Raw genomic sequence first — 17,391 nt, forward strand, 5'->3', positions numbered from 1 at the left:
CGGGCCCGGGGCCGCTGGTCCGTTCCGCGCGGGCGGACCTGGACGCTCCGGAGCGTCCAGGTGGCAGGTGGCAGGTGGCAGGTGGCAGGTGGCAGGTGGCAGGGGACGGTGACAGGCGCCCGGCGACGGATGGCGAGCGGTGTGGGGCGGGTGCCACGTGAGCGAAGTCGGGAGGCGGCGGAGCATGTGCCGTCGCGCGCGAGCCCGGGTCGGGGACACGGCGGATCGGGGGATAGTCGACGGGCCGCGGTACGCGACGTGGCGGGGGATTCGATCATGTGGGTCCGCGGTCAATATCGCCGAAATCGGCGGCGACCCGGAGTTCACGCGGCGCGCCCTTTGCCGGGGATTTTGCCGACATCGCCTTCGGCGACTGCGCGGAAATCATCACGCGTGCCTCACGCGTCTTACGCGCGTAACACACGACGTCGATCGTGACCGTATCGTTGCGCCGTCGGACGCGAGGGGACCGCGTCGGTGGAAAACGCCGCTGTTACGGGCGCGATGCCCGCCGGCGCCGATGCCGACGTGCTTCCCGACCCGTGCCGGGCGCCCGGCCCCGCGTGGCCGCGCCGGGAGGCCGTGGGCCGCGGCGAGTCGGGCCGCCCGCCACCCGTCGCCCGGTGCTCGGCGCCGGTTCGGCCCGCGCGACAACGGCCGGGCCGGGCCCGCCAATTGCCCGGATACGTATGGTCCGTACGCATCCGTGGGTTCTTATTCCTCTCCGGGGGTCTTTCTCCGTACTGGGCGTCACCCGTTACAGGGCCGTGGCAAGGCCCGACTTTCCGTTGGGGGACCGAGCCTGAAATAGTTCCTCACGATGTTCGCCATCCCTAGACTCCCTGCCACAGGGGGTAACTCGGGGGACAAGTAATTGGGGCATGGAGTGCCGGAAGTCGTACTGGAATTGAATGGACAGACCTGGACGCTGGACCCGTCCAGGTCCTATAGCCTCGGGCGCGATCCGCAGGGCGACGTGGTGCTGGAGGACGCCCGGGTCTCGTGGCGGCACGCCACCGTGCACTGGAACGGGCGCGGTTGGGCCATCGAGGACCACGGCAGCACCAACGGCACCTACGCGCAGGGCCAGCGCGTCCAGCACCTGGAGATCAGCCCGGGTACGACCATTCACCTCGGAAACGCCTCCGACGGGCCGCGGTTGAACTTCACCGGCGCGGCCATGGCCGCCGGGCCCGACGCCCATCCGGGAGCCGGCGGCTACGCCGCTCAGCACGGGATAGCCGGGCAGCAGCAGGCCGCCGCGCCGCAGCAGCCCGCGGGCTGGCAGTCCGCCGGGCAACAGCAGGGATGGCAGCAGGCCCCGCAGCCCCAACATCCCCAACAGGCCGTTCCGCCCCAGCACGCGGCCCACCACCAAGCGGTCCCGCCGCAGCAGTTCCACGGGCAGCAGCAGACTCCGCACGCACAGCCCCCGCAGGCGCCGCAGCACCAGCACCCCGCGCAGCAGGCGCAACAGCACCAGCAGGTGCCACCGCAACACCAGCAGCAGGCGCCACACGCACAGTCCGCTCAGCCGCAGCAGCACCCGGTGCAGAAGGTCCAGCACCCCCACCAGCAGGCGCCGCAGGGCTTCCCCGGCCAGTCCGGGCCGGGCGCGGGGGGCGCCCCGGTGCACGGGGACCGCAGCCCGACCACGTTCCACCAGATCGCCGTCGGCCGCGTGATGCGGATCGGTCGTGCGCTGGAGAACGAACTCGTCGTCTCGGACCTCCAGGTCTCCCGGCACCACGCCGAGTTCCGGGCCATGGCCGACGGCCGGTTCGAGATCGTCGACCTCGGCAGTCACAACGGCACCTACGTCAACGGTCAGCCGGTCCGCCGCCAGATCATCGGCCCCAGCGACATCGTCGGCGTCGGTCACTCGGCCTTCCGGCTGGTCGGCGACCGCCTTGAGGAGTTCGTCGACACCGGCGAGGTCTCCTTCTCGGCCCGCCACCTGACCGTGACGGTCGACGGCGGCAAGCAGATCCTCAAGGACGTCACCTTCGGCGTTCCCGAGAAGTCGCTGGTCGCCGTCATCGGCCCGTCCGGCTCCGGCAAGTCCACCCTGCTGCGGGCGCTCACCGGCTACCGCCCGGCCGACCAGGGTGACGTCCTCTACGACAACCGGAACCTGTACAAGCAGTTCGCCGAGCTGCGGCAGCGCATCGGACTCGTTCCGCAGGACGACATCCTGCACAAGGAACTCACGGTCAAGAAGGCGCTGCGGTACGCGGCCAAGCTCCGCTTCCCCGGCGACACCGCCGAGGCCGAGCGCGAGGCGCGGATCGGCGAGGTGCTGCGCGAGCTCAAGCTCGACATCCACGCCGACAAGCGGGTCACCTCGCTCTCCGGCGGTCAGCGCAAGCGCGTGTCCGTCGCCCTCGAACTGCTGACCAAGCCGTCGTTGATCTTCCTGGACGAGCCGACCTCGGGCCTCGACCCGGGCATGGACCGCGACGTGATGCAGTTGCTGCGCGGCCTGGCCGACGACGGCCGTACCGTGCTCGTCGTCACGCACTCCGTGGCCGAGCTGGCGCTGTGCGACAAGCTGCTGGTCATGGCCCCCGGCGGGTCCGTCGCCTACTTCGGCCCGCCGGAGGAGGCGCTCAACTTCTTCGGCTACGAGACCTGGGCCGACGTCTTCTCGGCCTTCGAGAACTACCGCGACTACGACTGGGCCGGCCGCTGGCGCGGCTCGCAGCACTTCCAGATGTACGCGGCCGACATCGACGCCGTCGCCCCGCAGTCGGTGCACGTCCAGCCGCCGCCGGCCCGCACGCAGAAGCCGCAGAGCTGGGCCTCGCAGTTGTGGACCCTGATGCGCCGCTACGTGTCGGTGATCGCCTCCGACCGCGGGTTCATCGGCCTCATGATCATCCTGCCGGCGGTGCTCGGCGCGGTCAGCGTGGTCATCCCCTCCGACTACGGTCTGGTCGCCGGGCCCAAGGGCCAGTTCAACCAGGACGCTGGCACGATCATGCTGATCCTCGCGGTCGGCATGTGCTTCTCCGGCGCCGCCAACTCCGTACGAGAGCTGATCAAGGAACGGGTGATCTACGAGCGGGAACGGGCCGTCGGCCTGTCCCGGTCCGCCTACCTGATGTCCAAGGTCATCGTGCTGGGCCTGATCACCGCGCTCCAGGGCGTGATCATCTGCGCGATCGGCTTCTCCACCCGCGACCTGCCGGACGAGGGCCTGATCTTCCCGCCCGCCGTCGAACTGTGCCTGGTGATCATCGCCCTCGGCTTCACCTCGATGATGTTCGGCCTGGTCATCTCCGCGCTGGTGAAGACGGCCGAGAAGACCATGCCGCTGCTCGTGATGTTCGCGATCGTGCAGGTCGTCTTCACCGGCGTGCTGTTCAAGATCTTCGGCTCGCTCGGCATCGAGCAGTTCGCGTACCTGATGCCCTCGCGCTGGGCCATCGGCGCCTCGGGCGCGACGCTGGACCTCTCGCACGTCATGGCGCCCTGGGACCGCAAGCAGCCGAACGACCTCGACCCGCTGTGGGAGCACTCGGTCGGCCAGTGGACCATCGACATGCTCGCGCTGATCGCGCTCGGCGTCGCCTGCGGCTTCGCCGTCGCCCGGCTGCTGCGCCGCCACGAACCGGAGGTCATGCGCAAGTAGCGCCCCGGCCGCCGGCTCGCGCGGGCCATACGAACGCCGCAGGGCGGCACCCCGGGGAGGGTGCCGCCCTGCGGCGCGTGATGGAACAGGTGCCGCCTGCTGGCGCGGGCCGTGAGCGGTGGGCCCGCGCCGCCGGATTCGGCGGGTGGCCGAACGTCGGCTCAGTACGCCGAGTCGACGTTGTCCATGGTGCCGTACTTCTGGGCCGCGTAGTTGCAGGCGGCCGTGATGTTGGCGACCGGGTCGTAGATGTCCCAGGACGTGCCCTCGACGTGGAACGCCTTGAAGGTCGGCGGGATCACCTGGAGCAGGCCCTTGGAGGGAATGCCGGCGATGGCGTTCACGTCCCAGTCATTGATCGCCCGCGGGTTACCGCTGGACTCACGCATGATGTTGCGGTGAATGCCCTCGTAGGTGCCCGGAATACCGTTCTTCTTGAGAATGGCCAGCGATTCCTTGATCCAACCGTCGAGGTTGTCGGAGTAGGTGACCGGAGCCGCCTTGCGGGGCGCCGAACGGCTGGCGGTCTTGCCGGAGCGCTCCTTGGCCGCGCTCTGGGTGGAACGCTCCTTGGCCGCACTCTGCGCCGCGCTGCGCTCCCTGGCCGTCTGCATGTCGGCGGCGGCCCGGGTCTGCTCGGAGCGCACCGCCTCGGCGGCGGCCTTCCTCTTGTCCTGGGCGGCCTTCTGCAGGGCCTCGACGGCCGCGGTGCGCGGCAGGTCGGACTGCGCCTGCTGCGGGACGCCGGAGGACAGCGCCTTGCCACCGAAGGCGGCCTGGTTCACGGCGACGCTCTGCACGGACGGGGTCGCGTTCGACTCGGCGTGGGCGTCGCTGGGGACGGCGGCGAAGGCGATGGCGACGACACCGGTAGCGGCGATGCCGGCGGCGGAAAGCTTATGGGCCTTGGGCAGGCGGTGATAACCACGAATGCTGGGGACGAGCATGCGGAGAAAACCTCTTCCAATCGCGGGGGTCGCAGTCGCCGTGACGTCGGCGCAGAAGAAGAGCGCCGCGTCTGATGACGGCGCCGTGCGACTCCGCAATTGTTAGCGGTTGGAAAATCCCCTGGCAAAGGTGTGACGTACTATCTGGCTTCGTGGCAAAGGGGGGTTATCGAGAGCCCTCGATCGCGGCTATTTTCCCCGTGCGAGGCCATGGGAATTCAACTAATCCCATTCGTAGGTGATCTCGGTCCTATGCGCGGGCTCACACCGGACCCCCCGTGAGGTGGCCCGGTGTGAGCGGGCGCGTACCGAAAGTGGACGGTCTAGATCTCGACCAGGACCTGGGACAGCGACTTGCGCACCAGGTCGGGCACCGCGCAGTCGTCAGCCGGGTAGCCGACCGGGATGACGGCGAACGCCTTCTCGTTCTCCGGCCGCCCCAGCACCTGGGACAGGAACCGCATGGGGCTCGGCGTGTGGATCAGCGCGGCCAGCCCCGCCAGGTGCAGCGCGGACAGCAGCATGCCCACCGCTATGCCCACCGACTCGTCCACGTAGTAGTGCTTGCGCTTGGTGCCGTCCTCGCCCAGCCAGTAGCGCTGCTGGAAGACGATGACGAGGTGCGGCGCGTCCGTCAGGTGCGGCTTGACCTCGTCCGTGCCGAGCGGTCGCAGCGCCGCGAGCCACTCCTCGCCGAGCCGCCCCTCGTAGGAGCGGCGTTCCTCCTCCTCCGCCGCCTCCCTGATCCTGCGCCGCACCTCCGGGTCCTTGACCAGGACGAACGTCCAGGGCTGCTGGTGCGCCCCGGAGGGCGCGGTGGCCGCGCAGGCGATGGCGTCGCGCACCACCTGCTCGGGCACCGGATCGGTGGAGAACTGTCGTACGGTCCTGCGCTCGTCCATCCGGCGCCGCAGCTCGGCGGCGCGCTCCAGGGACTGTGCCGGGTCCATCCGCGCGGGGCGGTAGGGGACCGGCTGGTAGGGGTCGCCGTGGGTGGGGGTCCAGTTCCGCGTAGGTACAGACATATGCCGAGTCTGACTCCGCCCCGCCCGGAATGCGGGCCGGATACGAGAATTCGCCGCCCCACCCGCCCCTCGAACCCCGTACGACCCCGCATCCCGCTCCAGCGTCCGCCGCCCGGCCCCGCCCGGCGCAGGGTCCAACGGCCTAGGTCCCACGGCCTAATCACCGGCCGCCGCCGGCCCGATACGGCCCGCTGATCACGCCGGTACGGTGAAGCCATGACCAAAGGACCGGGAATCGGCCCCGGAACCGGGCTGGCGGCCGTGAGCACCGCGCTGCTCGCCATGAACCGGCAGTTGGAGGTCCGCGACGTCCTCAAGACGATCGTCGTCTCCGCCCGCGAGCTGCTGAACGCCAGGTACGCGGCGCTCGGGGTCCCCGACGACCACGGCGGCTTCGCACAGTTCGTCGTGGACGGCGTCAGCGAGAAGCAGTGGAAGGCCATCGGCCCGCTCCCGCGCCAGCACGGCATCCTCGCCGCGATGCTCAAGGACGCGACGCCGCAGCGCCTCGCCGACGTCCGCACCGACCCCCGGTTCGAGGGCTGGCCCGACGCCCACCCCGAGATGTCCGACTTCCTGGGCCTGCCCATCGCCGACGGCGACGAGGTCCTCGGCGCCCTCTTCCTCGCCAACAAGCAGTGCCCGAGGCCCACCGGCGGCTGCGGCTTCACCGCGGAGGACGAGGAACTCCTGGGCATCCTCGCCCAGCACGCCGCCATCGCCCTCACCAACGCCCGGCTCTACGAGCGCAGCCGCGAGCTGACCATCGCGGGCGAACGCGCCCGCCTCGCGCACGAGCTGCACGACGCCGTCGCCCAGAAGCTGTTCTCGCTGCGCCTGACCGCCCAGGCCGCCACCGCCCTCGTGCACCGCGACCCCGACCGCGCCAGGAGCGAGCTCCAGCAGGTCACGGCGCTGGCCGCGGAGGCGGCCGACGAGTTGCGCGCCGCCGTGGTGGAGCTGCGCCCGGCCGCGCTCGACGAGGACGGCCTCGTCGCCACGCTGCGTACCCAGACCCAGGTCCTCGACCGCGCCCAGAGCACCCGGGTCACCTTCTCCGCGCACGGCGTGCGCGCGCTGCCCTCCGCCCAGGAGGAGGCGCTGCTACGGGTCGCCCAGGAGGCCCTGCACAACGCGCTCCGGCACGCCGGGGCCTCCCGCGTCGAAGTCACGCTCGCTCGGCACGGCGCCAGCGGCGCGCTGCTGTCCGTACGCGACGACGGGCGGGGCTTCGACCCCTCGGCCGTCCGCCGCGCCGGCCGTCACCTCGGCCTGGTCTCCATGCGCGACCGGGCGGCGGCCGTCGGCGGCGCGCTCACCGTGGAATCCGCGCCCGGCAAGGGCACCCTGATCGAGATGGAGGTGCCCGGTGGCTGAGCCGGAGAGCACAGAGCAGACCGCGGCGGCCCACCCACCGCGCCCCGAACGCCAGCGCATCTCGGTGCTGCTCGTCGACGACCACCAGGTGGTACGCCGCGGGCTGCGCACCTTCCTCGAGGTCCAGGACGACATCGAGGTGGTCGGCGAGGCGTCCGACGGCGCCGAGGGCGTGGCCCGCGCCGAGGAACTGCGCCCCGACGTCGTCCTGATGGACGTCAAGATGCCGGACACCGACGGGATCGAGGCGCTGCGCCGGCTGCGCGAGCTACAGAACCCGGCCCGCGTGCTGGTCGTGACCAGCTTCACCGAGCAGCGCACCGTCGTCCCGGCCCTGCGCGCCGGCGCGGCCGGCTACGTGTACAAGGACGTGGACCCCGACGCCCTCGCCGGCGCCATCCGCTCGGTGTACGCCGGGCACGTGCTGCTCCAGCCGGAGGTGGCCGGGGCGCTGCTCTCGCAGGAGGAGGCGGGCGGCGGCCAGGGCCGCGGCGCCTCGCTCACCGACCGGGAGCGCGAGGTGCTGGCCCTGATCGCGGACGGCCGCTCCAACCGGGAGATCGCCCGCGCCCTGGTGCTCTCCGAGAAGACCGTGAAGACCCACGTCTCGAACATCCTGATGAAGCTCGACCTCGCCGACCGCACGCAGGCCGCCCTGTGGGCCGTCCGTCACGGGGTGGGCGACTGAGAATTTCATACGGTCGTGTGATCGACGGAGCGCAGGCGCAACTCCTCCGGCGGTTGGCCGTTCTCCAGTGCACGCCGCGGTGGTTCGCCGCGGCGAAAGCCGAGAAGGGTTCAGCAGTGAAGAACATCAAGAGGGCCGCCGCCGTAACGATCATGATGGGCGGCCTCGCCATGGCCGGGGCGGGCGTCGCGTCGGCCGACTCCGCGGCGCGGGGCGCGGCCACGGCCTCGCCGGGCGTGGGCTCCGGCAACCAGGTCCAGGTCCCGGTGCACGTGCCGGTCAACGCCTGCGGCAACTCGGTGGACGTCGTCGGGGTTCTCAACCCCACCTTCGGGAACTTCTGCACCAACATCTGATCGCGGAACCGCGGCACTTCGGCGCTCCTGGTACGGGTCGATAACGGCCCGACCAGGGGCGCTATCCACGCCCGCCGCCTTCCGCGCGCTTCTCCCAGCACCACCGGCCCCGCGGCGACCGTCGCGGGGCCGGACCGCTTCGCCCGCCGACCGCCCCGACGGGCAAGGGGTGACCGGCCGGCGCGGCTACGCCTGCCGCAGCCGCTGCTCCACGTACGCGTTGTACGCGGCCACCTGGGCCCGGCGCGCCGTGCGTTCCACCGGGCGCAGCGCCTCGGAGCGCGCCGCGATCTCGGACGCGCTCACCGCGCCGCCGTGCTCCGGCCCGTACGCGATGTCCACCAACGCCCCCACCCGCTGCGCCAGCTCCAGCACGCGCACCGCGCGCGGCGGATAGCCCGGGGCCAGCACCTCGCGCCCCCGCTCGGCGCGCGCCCGGTACGCCTCCAGGGCCGCCGCCGCGACCGGACCGGACCCCGCCACGTTCAGCCGGGCCAGCGCCTCCGTCGCCTCCCGCAGCGCCTCGGCCAGCTCCCGCTCCGCCTCGCCCAGCGACGGCACGTCGGCCGGCGGCGCCTCGCGCACCGGCAGACAGCGCCAGAGCACCTCGGTGTGCACGTCGCTCTCGGAGACCGGGCCGCCGTCCACGCCCACCTCCCGCGGCCCCGCCCGGTGGACGTCGGGCACCAGGCCGAGGCCCACGCCCACCGCGATGACCGCCTCCCCGGCCTCCAGCGCCCGCGCGTTGAACTCCGGCGGTCCGCTCAGCCCGAGCGGGTGCCCCGCCACGGGCAGCGCCACGCACAGGCCGGTGGCGCCCAGTGCGCGCAGCCGCCCTATCGCGAGGGTCAGGCCCACCGGCGCGGGGTCCGGCGCGGCGCCGGGCGGGGCGGATCTCTCCGGCAGGTCCACGACGCGGTGTGACGCATCCGTGCCGGTGATACGGTGCGCCGCGTCATCAGGTGAGACAAGTCCGGCAAGCAGGGCGTTTCCCCACGCGGCCAGGCGTCCTGAGCGAGGTTCGTCGAGCATGCCACCAGCCTAAGGACTGGCACCGACAACGGGTGGCGTAGGTTTTGACTGCGAGCTGTGCCCGCCGGCACACGCGACATGACGAGACTGCAATGGGAGACAACGCGCTCATGAGCGATGTTCTGGAGCTGGTGGACGTATCCGTGGTCCGCGACGGCCGGGCTCTGGTGGACCATGTCTCGTGGTCGGTCGCCGAAGGGGAACGCTGGGTGATCCTCGGCCCCAACGGCGCGGGCAAGACGACGTTGCTCAACATCGCCTCCAGCTATCTCTTCCCCACCACCGGCGCGGTGCAGATCCTCGGCGAGAAGCTCGGCGGCGTCGACGTCTTCGAACTCCGCCCGCGCATCGGCATGGCCGGCATCGGCGTGGCCGACAAGCTGCCGCGCAGCCAGACGGTGCTGCAGACGGTCCTCACCGCCGCGTACGGCATGACCGCCTCCTGGCGGGAGAGCTACGAGGCCGTGGACGAGGACCGCGCCCGCGCCTTCCTCGACCGGCTGGGCATGAGCGAGTACCTCGACCGCAAGTTCGGCACCCTCTCCGAGGGCGAGCGCAAGCGCACCCTGATCGCCCGCGCCATGATGACCGACCCCGAACTCCTGCTGCTCGACGAGCCCGCCGCCGGCCTCGACCTCGGCGGGCGCGAGGACCTCGTACGCCGCCTCGGCCGGCTGGCCCGCGACCCGTACGCGCCCTCCATGATCATGGTCACGCACCACGTCGAGGAGATCGCCCCCGGCTTCACCCACGTCCTGATGATCCGCCAGGGCGAGGTGCTGGCCGCCGGCCCCATGGAGACCGAGCTGAACTCCCGCAATCTCTCGCACTGCTTCGGGCTGCCGCTCGTGGTCGAGCGCCGGGGCGACCGGTGGACCGCGCAGGGCCTGCCGCTGAAGTGACCCGACGCCGGTAGCGGCCCCGTCGCCGCGGCGGAGCGCGGGGCCGAGGTCCGTGCACCGGACAGCGGTCGACTCACGATGGCGTGGAGTGAGCGGTCCCCTGTCCCCGGTGCGGGCCGAGAACTACCATGAACCACGTGGACGCATGGGTGTGGTGGCTGATCGCCGCCGTCGGACTGGGAATTCCTCTCGTACTGACGGCGATGCCCGAGTTCGGGATGTTCGCCGTGGGCGCCGTCGCTGGCGCGATCACCGCCGCGCTGGGTGGTGGCATCGTGCTCCAAGTCGTCGTCTTCGTCGTCGTCTCGGTCGCCCTCGTGGCCGTCGTACGCCCGATAGCCGCGCGCAACCGATCCCAACGCCCCGCGCACGCCAGCGGAATCGACGCCCTGAAGGGTCGTCAGGCCGTCGTGCTTGAGCGCGTTGACGGTGACGGGGGACGCATCAAACTCGCGGGCGAGGTCTGGTCCGCCCGTGCCTTCGACACAGGTCAGGCGTACGAGCCGGGCCAGCAGGTCGATGTGGTGGAGATCGACGGAGCAACGGCCGTCGTGATGTGAGCCGTACGCGTGGGGCGGAGGCCGCCGTCAGAGCGGCGGCGAAGCTGCGCGGCGGTGCGCTGATCTGACAGACTCACCTATCCAAGATCGACCGACAACCGAAGGGCACGGGGAGCCACTGTGGAACCGATCATCATCGTCCTGATCATCCTGGTGGTGCTCGTGTTCATCGCCCTGATCAAGACGATCCAGGTCATCCCGCAAGCCAGCGCGGCCATCGTCGAACGCTTCGGGCGCTACACGCGGACCCTCAACGCCGGGCTGAACATCGTCGTCCCGTTCATCGACTCCGTCCGCAACCGCGTCGACCTGCGCGAGCAGGTGGTCCCCTTCCCGCCGCAGCCGGTGATCACCCAGGACAACCTGGTGGTCAACATCGACACGGTCATCTACTACCAGGTCACCGACGCCCGCGCGGCCACCTACGAGGTCGCCAGCTACATCCAGGCCATCGAGCAGCTCACCGTCACCACGCTGCGCAACATCATCGGCGGCATGGACCTGGAGCGGACCCTGACCTCCCGCGAGGAGATCAACGCGGCCCTGCGCGGCGTGCTCGACGAGGCCACCGGCAAGTGGGGCATCCGCGTCAACCGCGTCGAGCTCAAGGCGATCGAGCCGCCGACCTCCATCCAGGACTCGATGGAGAAGCAGATGCGCGCCGACCGTGACAAGCGCGCCGCGATCCTCCAGGCCGAGGGTGTCCGGCAGTCGGAGATCCTCCGCGCCGAGGGTGAGAAGCAGTCCTCCATCCTCCGCGCCGAAGGTGAGGCCAAGGCCGCCGCGCTGCGCGCCGAGGGTGAGGCACAGGCGATCCGTACGGTCTTCGAGTCCATCCACGCCGGCGACCCGGACCAGAAGCTGCTCTCGTACCAGTACCTCCAGATGCTGCCGAAGATCGCCGAAGGCGATGCCAACAAGCTCTGGATCGTGCCCAGCGAGATCGGCGACGCCCTCAAGGGCCTCGGCGGCGCGCTCGGCAACTTCGGCCCGGGCGGCGGTGGCAACGGCGGCGGTGGCGGTACGGAGGCCGCGCCCGCCCCGCGTCGCGAACAGCCCAGGATCGACTGACCGGCGCCCCACGGCAGTGGGGACACGAGGGACAGTGAGGCGCGGGGCCCCGGCGTTCGACGTCGGGGCCCCGCGCCATGTCGCGCGCCATGTCCGCACTCTGGGCGCGGGCTCAGGCAGGCACCGGCAGCCAGTCCGGCAGCGCACCCCGCCCCGTGCCCCCGAGCGCCAGCACCAGCGCGTCCGACGGCGACGGCTCGTACGGCGTACGCAGCAGCCGCATCCCCGCCTGCTCCGGCGTACGGTCCGCCTTGCGGTGATTGTCCTCCGCACACGAAGCGACGGTATTCAGCCAGGTATCACCGCCCCCGCGCGACCGTGGCACCACATGGTCCACGGTCGTCGCCCGGCGACCGCAGTACGCGCACCGGTGCCGGTCCCTGACCAGCACCCCGCGCCGCGACCACGGCGCCCGTCTTCGAAACGGCACCCGTACGTACCGGCTCAGCCTGATCACCCGCGGCATGGGCAACTCCACCGTGGCGGCCCGCACCCGCAGCTCCGGGTGGGCCTGCTCGACCACGGCCTTCTCCTGTAGCACCAACACCACCGCACGCCGCAGCGTCACCGTCGACAGCGGCTCGAAGCTGGCGTTGAGCACCAGAGTCTCGCGCATCCCCCACACCTCCCGCGTCCGGCCTGCCCCCTTCGGGCACGGCACAACTCTGGACGCGCGAGCGGGGGAGGACAACGCAATTTCACGCGCGATCCCGCGCGCGAGGGCCGCTCGGCACCCGCCCCGACCTCCCGAACTCCCGCACACCGCCCCGGAGATGGGCCACCGCACCCCCGGCCCACCGCACCCTGAGCCCGCTCGCGTGGCGCGGGTCCGGGACACGCGAGCGGGGCGGACCCACCCGGGCCCGCCCCTCACACCGCTCACCGCCCGCCCCGGTCGGCCGAGCGACTCCGCGCCCGGCCCACTCCCGCGGGGCGGCGTCACTCAGCCCTCGGAGGGCGCCTCGTACTCGCCGATCAACTGGGCGCGCCCCAGCGTGTGGAAGCGCAGGTTGAAGCCCACCACGGCCGGCGACGCGTCCGCGTCCGGGCCCAGCTTCTCGGTGTCCACGGCGTACACCGTGAACACGTAGCGGTGTGAGCCGTCACCCGGCGGCGGCGCGGCGCCACCGAAGTCCCGGGTGCCGTAGTCGTTCCGTACGTGCACCGCCCCCGCCGGCAGCCCGGGGAAGCCTTCGCTGCCCGCGCCGGCGGACAGCTCGGTCACGTCGGCCGGGATGTCGAAGAGCGACCAGTGCCAGAACCCGCTGCCGGTCGGCGCGTCCGGGTCGAAGCAGGTGACGGCGAAGCTCTTCGTCCCCTCGGGAAAGCCCGACCAGCGCAGGTGCGGCGAGCGGTTGCCGCCGCTGAACACCTGGTCGTCCTTCAGCACACCGCCGTGGGTCACGTCGTCGCTCTGCACGGTGAACGAGGGCACCGCGGGGTGGAAGTCATGGGGGAGCGGGCGCCGGTTCTGCTCGGACACGTCGAATCCTCTCTGCTCGGCTCACGCGACTGTGCGATCACGGCCAGCGTAGCGAGATCGTCCGCCGCGGGCGGGCGCGCGGGCTGCGACGATGTCCCACATGACCGCATCTGAGCCCGGCACCCCCAGCACCGGCCCGCACCGTGCGGAACTCGACCTCGACGGCGTGCGCGACGAGCCGACGTTCCTCGACCGCTGCGCCCGTGACCTGGCCCTCCCCGAGTGGTTCGGCCACAACTGGGACGCCCTCGACGACTGCCTGCGCGACCTGTCCTGGTGGGGGCGGCCCAACGGCTACGAGATCCGGATACGCGGCTGGCAGCGGTTCCGCGCCGCCGCCCCCGAAACGGCCCGCACCGCGGCCGACGTGCTGGCGGACGCCATCGAGTACTGGGCGCCCGGGGACACGCCGCTGACGGTGACCTTCGACGACCAGGAGTAGGCCGGCCCCGGAAACCGGCGCGCACACGACGCGCGGGGCGTGCCCCGACCCGGTCGGCGCACGCCCCGCGCGACACCCGGACAACGGGCGCGTCGCCGACGTCAGAGGCTCACGGCCAGCACCGTGGCGACGTCAGAGCCAGTTGCGCTTGCCGCCCACGTCGGCCAGCCACTGGTTGAGGTAGGCCGCCCAGTCGGTGCCCTGGTAGTTGGACAGCTCCACCGTGAAGGCGCGGTAGGAGTCGCTGCCCTCGGTGAACAGACCGGGCTTCTTGTCCATCTCCAGTACGACGTCCATCGACCGGTCGTCGGCGATGAAGGTCAGCTCGACCTGGTTCAGCCCCCGGTACTGCTGCGGGGCGTAGAACTCGATCTCCTGGTAGAAGGGGAGCCGCTGCCGCGTGCCGCGGATGTGACCGCGCTCCAGGTCGGCACTCTTGAAGCTGAAGCCCAGACTCCCGAACGCGTCGAGAATGGCCTGCTGGGCGGGGAGCGGGTGCACGCTGATCGGGTCGAGGTCGCTGCTGTCGACGGCCCGGGCGATGGCCAGCTCCGTGGTCACCCCGATGTTCATGCCGGTGAGGTGACGCCCCAGGAACGTCGTCACCGGCGTCTCCCACGGGACCTCCAGCGCGAACTGCACGGCGTGCACCGCGCCGGGCTGCACCTCGAAGGCCCCGCCGAGGGTCTGCTTGGTGAACTCGATGTCCTGCTTGGTCTCCTGGTCGTTGCCCTCGACCTCGACCCTGGCCTGGAGCCCGACGGAGAGCCCCTCGATCTGCTGAGCCGCGGAACCACCCTGGATGCGGACCTCGCCCTGGACCACGCCGCCGGGTACGACGTTCTCCTCGGTGAGCACCGTCTCCACCGAGGCGCCGCCGGCCCCCAGGCTCGCGAGCAGCTTCTTGAAGCCCATGTTCTTCCTCCCCAGGACGCGACGGACTCTCGTCGCCTCATCGTGATGTGTATCGATCGGCTCGATCGGTACTCACGCGAAACCGTGTCGGCCGGTTCCGCGCCACACACCCTGGCAGCTCGCCGCGCGCACTCCAAGGTTCGCACCGCGGTCCCGTACCCTCGGAGCGCGTGACTGTGGGATGTGACCGTACGCCGCTCGACCGTTCCTTCTTCGACCGCCCCGTGCTCCAGGTGGCCCCCGACCTGCTCGGCCGGATACTCGTCCGCACGACGCCACAGGGGCCGATCGAGGTGCGCCTCACGGAAGTGGAGGCGTACGCGGGGGCCTCCGACCCCGGCTCGCACTGCTATCGGGGGCGCACCGAGCGCAACGCGTCGATGTTCGGCCCGCCCGGCCACGCCTACGTGTACTTCACGTACGGCATGTGGCACTGCCTCAACCTGGTGTGCGGTGCCGAGGGCACCCCGAGCGGCGTGCTGCTGCGCGCGGGCGAGATCATCCGTGGCCAGGAGCTGGCCCGCCCGCGACGTGCCGCCGCCCGCAAGGACCGAGAGCTGGCCCAGGGCCCGGCGCGGCTGGCCACGGCGCTCGACGTGGGCCGCGTACTGAACGGCACCGACGTCTGCGCCGGGCCACAGGCTCCCCTGAGCGTCCTGCACGGTGACCCGGTCCCCGCCGACCACGTGCTGAGCGGCCCGCGTACGGGAGTGGGAGGGGAGGGAGCGACCCATCCCTGGCGCTTCTGGATCGCCGACGACCCGACGGTCAGCCCCTACCGCGCGCACGCTCCCCGACGCCGCAATCGCTCAGCATCGGCGACGAAGCTTGACGCGAGGCGGCCGGGCGCCTAACGTAGCCCGAGCCGCTTGAGAAGGGCAGCGCTGTCGGCGCGATCGTAACGATCATGCAGACGCCACCTGAGCGGTAAAAAACCACTACTGCACGGCTCCCCAGACTGGGATGGATTTCGGCATGCCGGAATTCGATTCGAAAGCTTCGATTATGAGGCTCGGGGGAAATCCGCTAACGTAGTGGACACGCCGGAAGGCGCGAAACAAACCCCGCTCCAACAGGGGACCGGAAACAAATTCCCACCGGAAACGGCAGGAAAAAGGATCTGGTAAGGTTGGAAGCACCGAAGGGAAGCGCCCGGAGGGCCCGGTGAAACGGGACCGAAGGAAGCGTCCGTTCCTTGAGAACTCAACAGCGTGCCAAAAGTCAACGCCAAATATGTTGATACCCCGTCTCCCAACACTGTTGGGGACGAGGTTCCTTTGAAAAGTCCTCCCGACACCTTCAACGGGTTGGGGGGCGACACAGCGAGGACGCTGTGAGCATCGATCTTATTCCGATCGGTGTTCCGCTCTTATCGTGTGTGTGTGCCGGGATATCCCGGAGGCATTCATGGAGAGTTTGATCCTGGCTCAGGACGAACGCTGGCGGCGTGCTTAACACATGCAAGTCGAACGATGAAGCCGCTTCGGTGGTGGATTAGTGGCGAACGGGTGAGTAACACGTGGGCAATCTGCCCTGCACTCTGGGACAAGCCCTGGAAACGGGGTCTAATACCGGATATGACTACCGATCGCATGGTTGGTGGTGGAAAGCTCCGGCGGTGCAGGATGAGCCCGCGGCCTATCAGCTTGTTGGTGGGGTGATGGCCTACCAAGGCGACGACGGGTAGCCGGCCTGAGAGGGCGACCGGCCACACTGGGACTGAGACACGGCCCAGACTCCTACGGGAGGCAGCAGTGGGGAATATTGCACAATGGGCGAAAGCCTGATGCAGCGACGCCGCGTGAGGGATGACGGCCTTCGGGTTGTAAACCTCTTTCAGCAGGGAAGAAGCGAGAGTGACGGTACCTGCAGAAGAAGCGCCGGCTAACTACGTGCCAGCAGCCGCGGTAATACGTAGGGCGCGAGCGTTGTCCGGAATTATTGGGCGTAAAGAGCTCGTAGGCGGCTTGTCACGTCGGATGTGAAAGCCCGGGGCTTAACCCCGGGTCTGCATTCGATACGGGCAGGCTAGAGTTCGGTAGGGGAGATCGGAATTCCTGGTGTAGCGGTGAAATGCGCAGATATCAGGAGGAACACCGGTGGCGAAGGCGGATCTCTGGGCCGATACTGACGCTGAGGAGCGAAAGCGTGGGGAGCGAACAGGATTAGATACCCTGGTAGTCCACGCCGTAAACGTTGGGAACTAGGTGTGGGCGACATTCCACGTCGTCCGTGCCGCAGCTAACGCATTAAGTTCCCCGCCTGGGGAGTACGGCCGCAAGGCTAAAACTCAAAGGAATTGACGGGGGCCCGCACAAGCGGCGGAGCATGTGGCTTAATTCGACGCAACGCGAAGAACCTTACCAAGGCTTGACATACACCGGAAACGGCCAGAGATGGTCGCCCCCTTGTGGTCGGTGTACAGGTGGTGCATGGCTGTCGTCAGCTCGTGTCGTGAGATGTTGGGTTAAGTCCCGCAACGAGCGCAACCCTTGTTCTGTGTTGCCAGCATGCCTTTCGGGGTGATGGGGACTCACAGGAGACTGCCGGGGTCAACTCGGAGGAAGGTGGGGACGACGTCAAGTCATCATGCCCCTTATGTCTTGGGCTGCACACGTGCTACAATGGCCGGTACAATGAGCTGCGATGCCGTGAGGTGGAGCGAATCTCAAAAAGCCGGTCTCAGTTCGGATTGGGGTCTGCAACTCGACCCCATGAAGTCGGAGTCGCTAGTAATCGCAGATCAGCATTGCTGCGGTGAATACGTTCCCGGGCCTTGTACACACCGCCCGTCACGTCACGAAAGTCGGTAACACCCGAAGCCGGTGGCCCAACCCCTTGGGGAGGGAGCTGTCGAAGGTGGGACTGGCGATTGGGACGAAGTCGTAACAAGGTAGCCGTACCGGAAGGTGCGGCTGGATCACCTCCTTTCTAAGGAGCACTTTGACTGCCAGGTTCT

General features: G+C 69.9%; 15 protein-coding genes and 1 rRNA gene. 10 read left to right on the forward strand and 6 right to left on the reverse strand.

Going from position 1 to position 17,391, the window contains the following annotated elements:
* Positions 1–874 precede the first annotated feature (874 nt).
* Entirely contained in the window at positions 875–3,634 is a 2,760-nt protein-coding gene (locus H7H31_RS28240) for an ABC transporter ATP-binding protein/permease (protein WP_187063582.1), read from the forward strand.
* Positions 3,635–3,795: 161 nt separating this feature from the next.
* Here H7H31_RS28240 and H7H31_RS28245 read toward each other — a convergent pair whose 3' ends face one another.
* Positions 3,796–4,581, reverse strand: coding sequence for a transglycosylase SLT domain-containing protein (locus tag H7H31_RS28245; RefSeq protein WP_187063583.1), 786 nt, complete (start codon positions 4,579–4,581; stop codon positions 3,796–3,798).
* 323 nt (positions 4,582–4,904) lie between these two features.
* The gene (locus H7H31_RS28250) at positions 4,905–5,606 is read right to left on the reverse strand and encodes a nitroreductase family protein (RefSeq protein ID WP_187063584.1); all 702 of its coding nucleotides are present in this window, start codon (positions 5,604–5,606) and stop codon (positions 4,905–4,907) included.
* A gap of 216 nt (positions 5,607–5,822) precedes the next feature.
* Here H7H31_RS28250 and H7H31_RS28255 point away from each other — a divergent pair, with 216 nt between their 5' ends.
* The 3 genes from H7H31_RS28255 (at position 5,823) to H7H31_RS28265 (ending at position 8,027) form a co-directional block, all read left to right on the forward strand.
* Complete coding sequence (locus tag H7H31_RS28255; RefSeq protein ID WP_176160952.1) at positions 5,823–6,983, forward strand: GAF domain-containing sensor histidine kinase; 1,161 nt, start codon at positions 5,823–5,825, stop codon at positions 6,981–6,983.
* Between the two features lie 58 nt (positions 6,984–7,041).
* Positions 7,042–7,671 carry a response regulator gene (locus tag H7H31_RS28260; protein WP_187063848.1) on the forward strand — a complete coding sequence of 210 codons (630 nt, stop codon included), beginning with the start codon at positions 7,042–7,044 and terminating at the stop codon, positions 7,669–7,671.
* A gap of 116 nt (positions 7,672–7,787) precedes the next feature.
* Entirely contained in the window at positions 7,788–8,027 is a 240-nt protein-coding gene (locus H7H31_RS28265; protein ID WP_187063829.1) for a chaplin, read from the forward strand.
* Positions 8,028–8,213: 186 nt separating this feature from the next.
* Here H7H31_RS28265 and H7H31_RS28270 read toward each other — a convergent pair whose 3' ends face one another.
* On the reverse strand, positions 8,214–9,059 hold the full coding sequence (locus tag H7H31_RS28270) for a hypothetical protein (protein WP_187063830.1): 846 nt from the start codon (positions 9,057–9,059) through the stop codon (positions 8,214–8,216).
* 110 nt (positions 9,060–9,169) lie between these two features.
* Between H7H31_RS28270 and H7H31_RS28275 the strand changes: the two genes are divergently transcribed.
* From H7H31_RS28275 to H7H31_RS28285, 3 genes are all read left to right on the forward strand, one after another.
* Positions 9,170–9,961 (forward strand): ABC transporter ATP-binding protein, encoded by a 792-nt coding sequence (locus H7H31_RS28275; RefSeq protein WP_187063831.1) that lies wholly within the window; start codon positions 9,170–9,172, stop codon positions 9,959–9,961.
* Between the two features lie 128 nt (positions 9,962–10,089).
* A complete protein-coding gene (locus H7H31_RS28280) occupies positions 10,090–10,521 on the forward strand; it encodes an NfeD family protein (protein ID WP_187063832.1) in 432 nt (143 codons plus the stop codon).
* A 120-nt stretch (positions 10,522–10,641) separates the two neighbouring features.
* Positions 10,642–11,592, forward strand: a complete 951-nt coding sequence (locus tag H7H31_RS28285; protein ID WP_176160948.1) for an SPFH domain-containing protein — start codon at positions 10,642–10,644, stop codon at positions 11,590–11,592.
* Positions 11,593–11,704: 112 nt separating this feature from the next.
* Here H7H31_RS28285 and H7H31_RS28290 read toward each other — a convergent pair whose 3' ends face one another.
* On the reverse strand, positions 11,705–12,208 hold the full coding sequence (locus H7H31_RS28290; RefSeq protein ID WP_187063833.1) for an HNH endonuclease: 504 nt from the start codon (positions 12,206–12,208) through the stop codon (positions 11,705–11,707).
* 327 nt (positions 12,209–12,535) lie between these two features.
* Complete coding sequence (locus tag H7H31_RS28295; protein WP_187063834.1) at positions 12,536–13,075, reverse strand: YbhB/YbcL family Raf kinase inhibitor-like protein; 540 nt, start codon at positions 13,073–13,075, stop codon at positions 12,536–12,538.
* 100 nt (positions 13,076–13,175) lie between these two features.
* Here H7H31_RS28295 and H7H31_RS28300 point away from each other — a divergent pair, with 100 nt between their 5' ends.
* Positions 13,176–13,517 carry a barstar family protein gene (locus H7H31_RS28300; protein WP_187063835.1) on the forward strand — a complete coding sequence of 114 codons (342 nt, stop codon included), beginning with the start codon at positions 13,176–13,178 and terminating at the stop codon, positions 13,515–13,517.
* Between the two features lie 132 nt (positions 13,518–13,649).
* Here H7H31_RS28300 and H7H31_RS28305 read toward each other — a convergent pair whose 3' ends face one another.
* Positions 13,650–14,432, reverse strand: coding sequence for a sporulation protein (locus tag H7H31_RS28305; protein WP_187063836.1), 783 nt, complete (start codon positions 14,430–14,432; stop codon positions 13,650–13,652).
* Positions 14,433–14,602: 170 nt separating this feature from the next.
* On the opposite strand from H7H31_RS28305, the gene H7H31_RS28310 reads away from it, so the two are divergent.
* Both H7H31_RS28310 and H7H31_RS28315 read left to right on the forward strand, forming a co-directional pair.
* Positions 14,603–15,286, forward strand: coding sequence for a DNA-3-methyladenine glycosylase (locus tag H7H31_RS28310; protein ID WP_187063837.1), 684 nt, complete (start codon positions 14,603–14,605; stop codon positions 15,284–15,286).
* A gap of 550 nt (positions 15,287–15,836) precedes the next feature.
* Positions 15,837–17,363 (forward strand): 16S ribosomal RNA (locus H7H31_RS28315).
* Positions 17,364–17,391 lie beyond the last annotated feature (28 nt).

It is taken from the genome of Streptomyces buecherae (assembly GCF_014295035.1).
GTDB classification, from domain to species: Bacteria; Actinomycetota; Actinomycetes; order Streptomycetales; family Streptomycetaceae; genus Streptomyces; species Streptomyces youssoufiensis.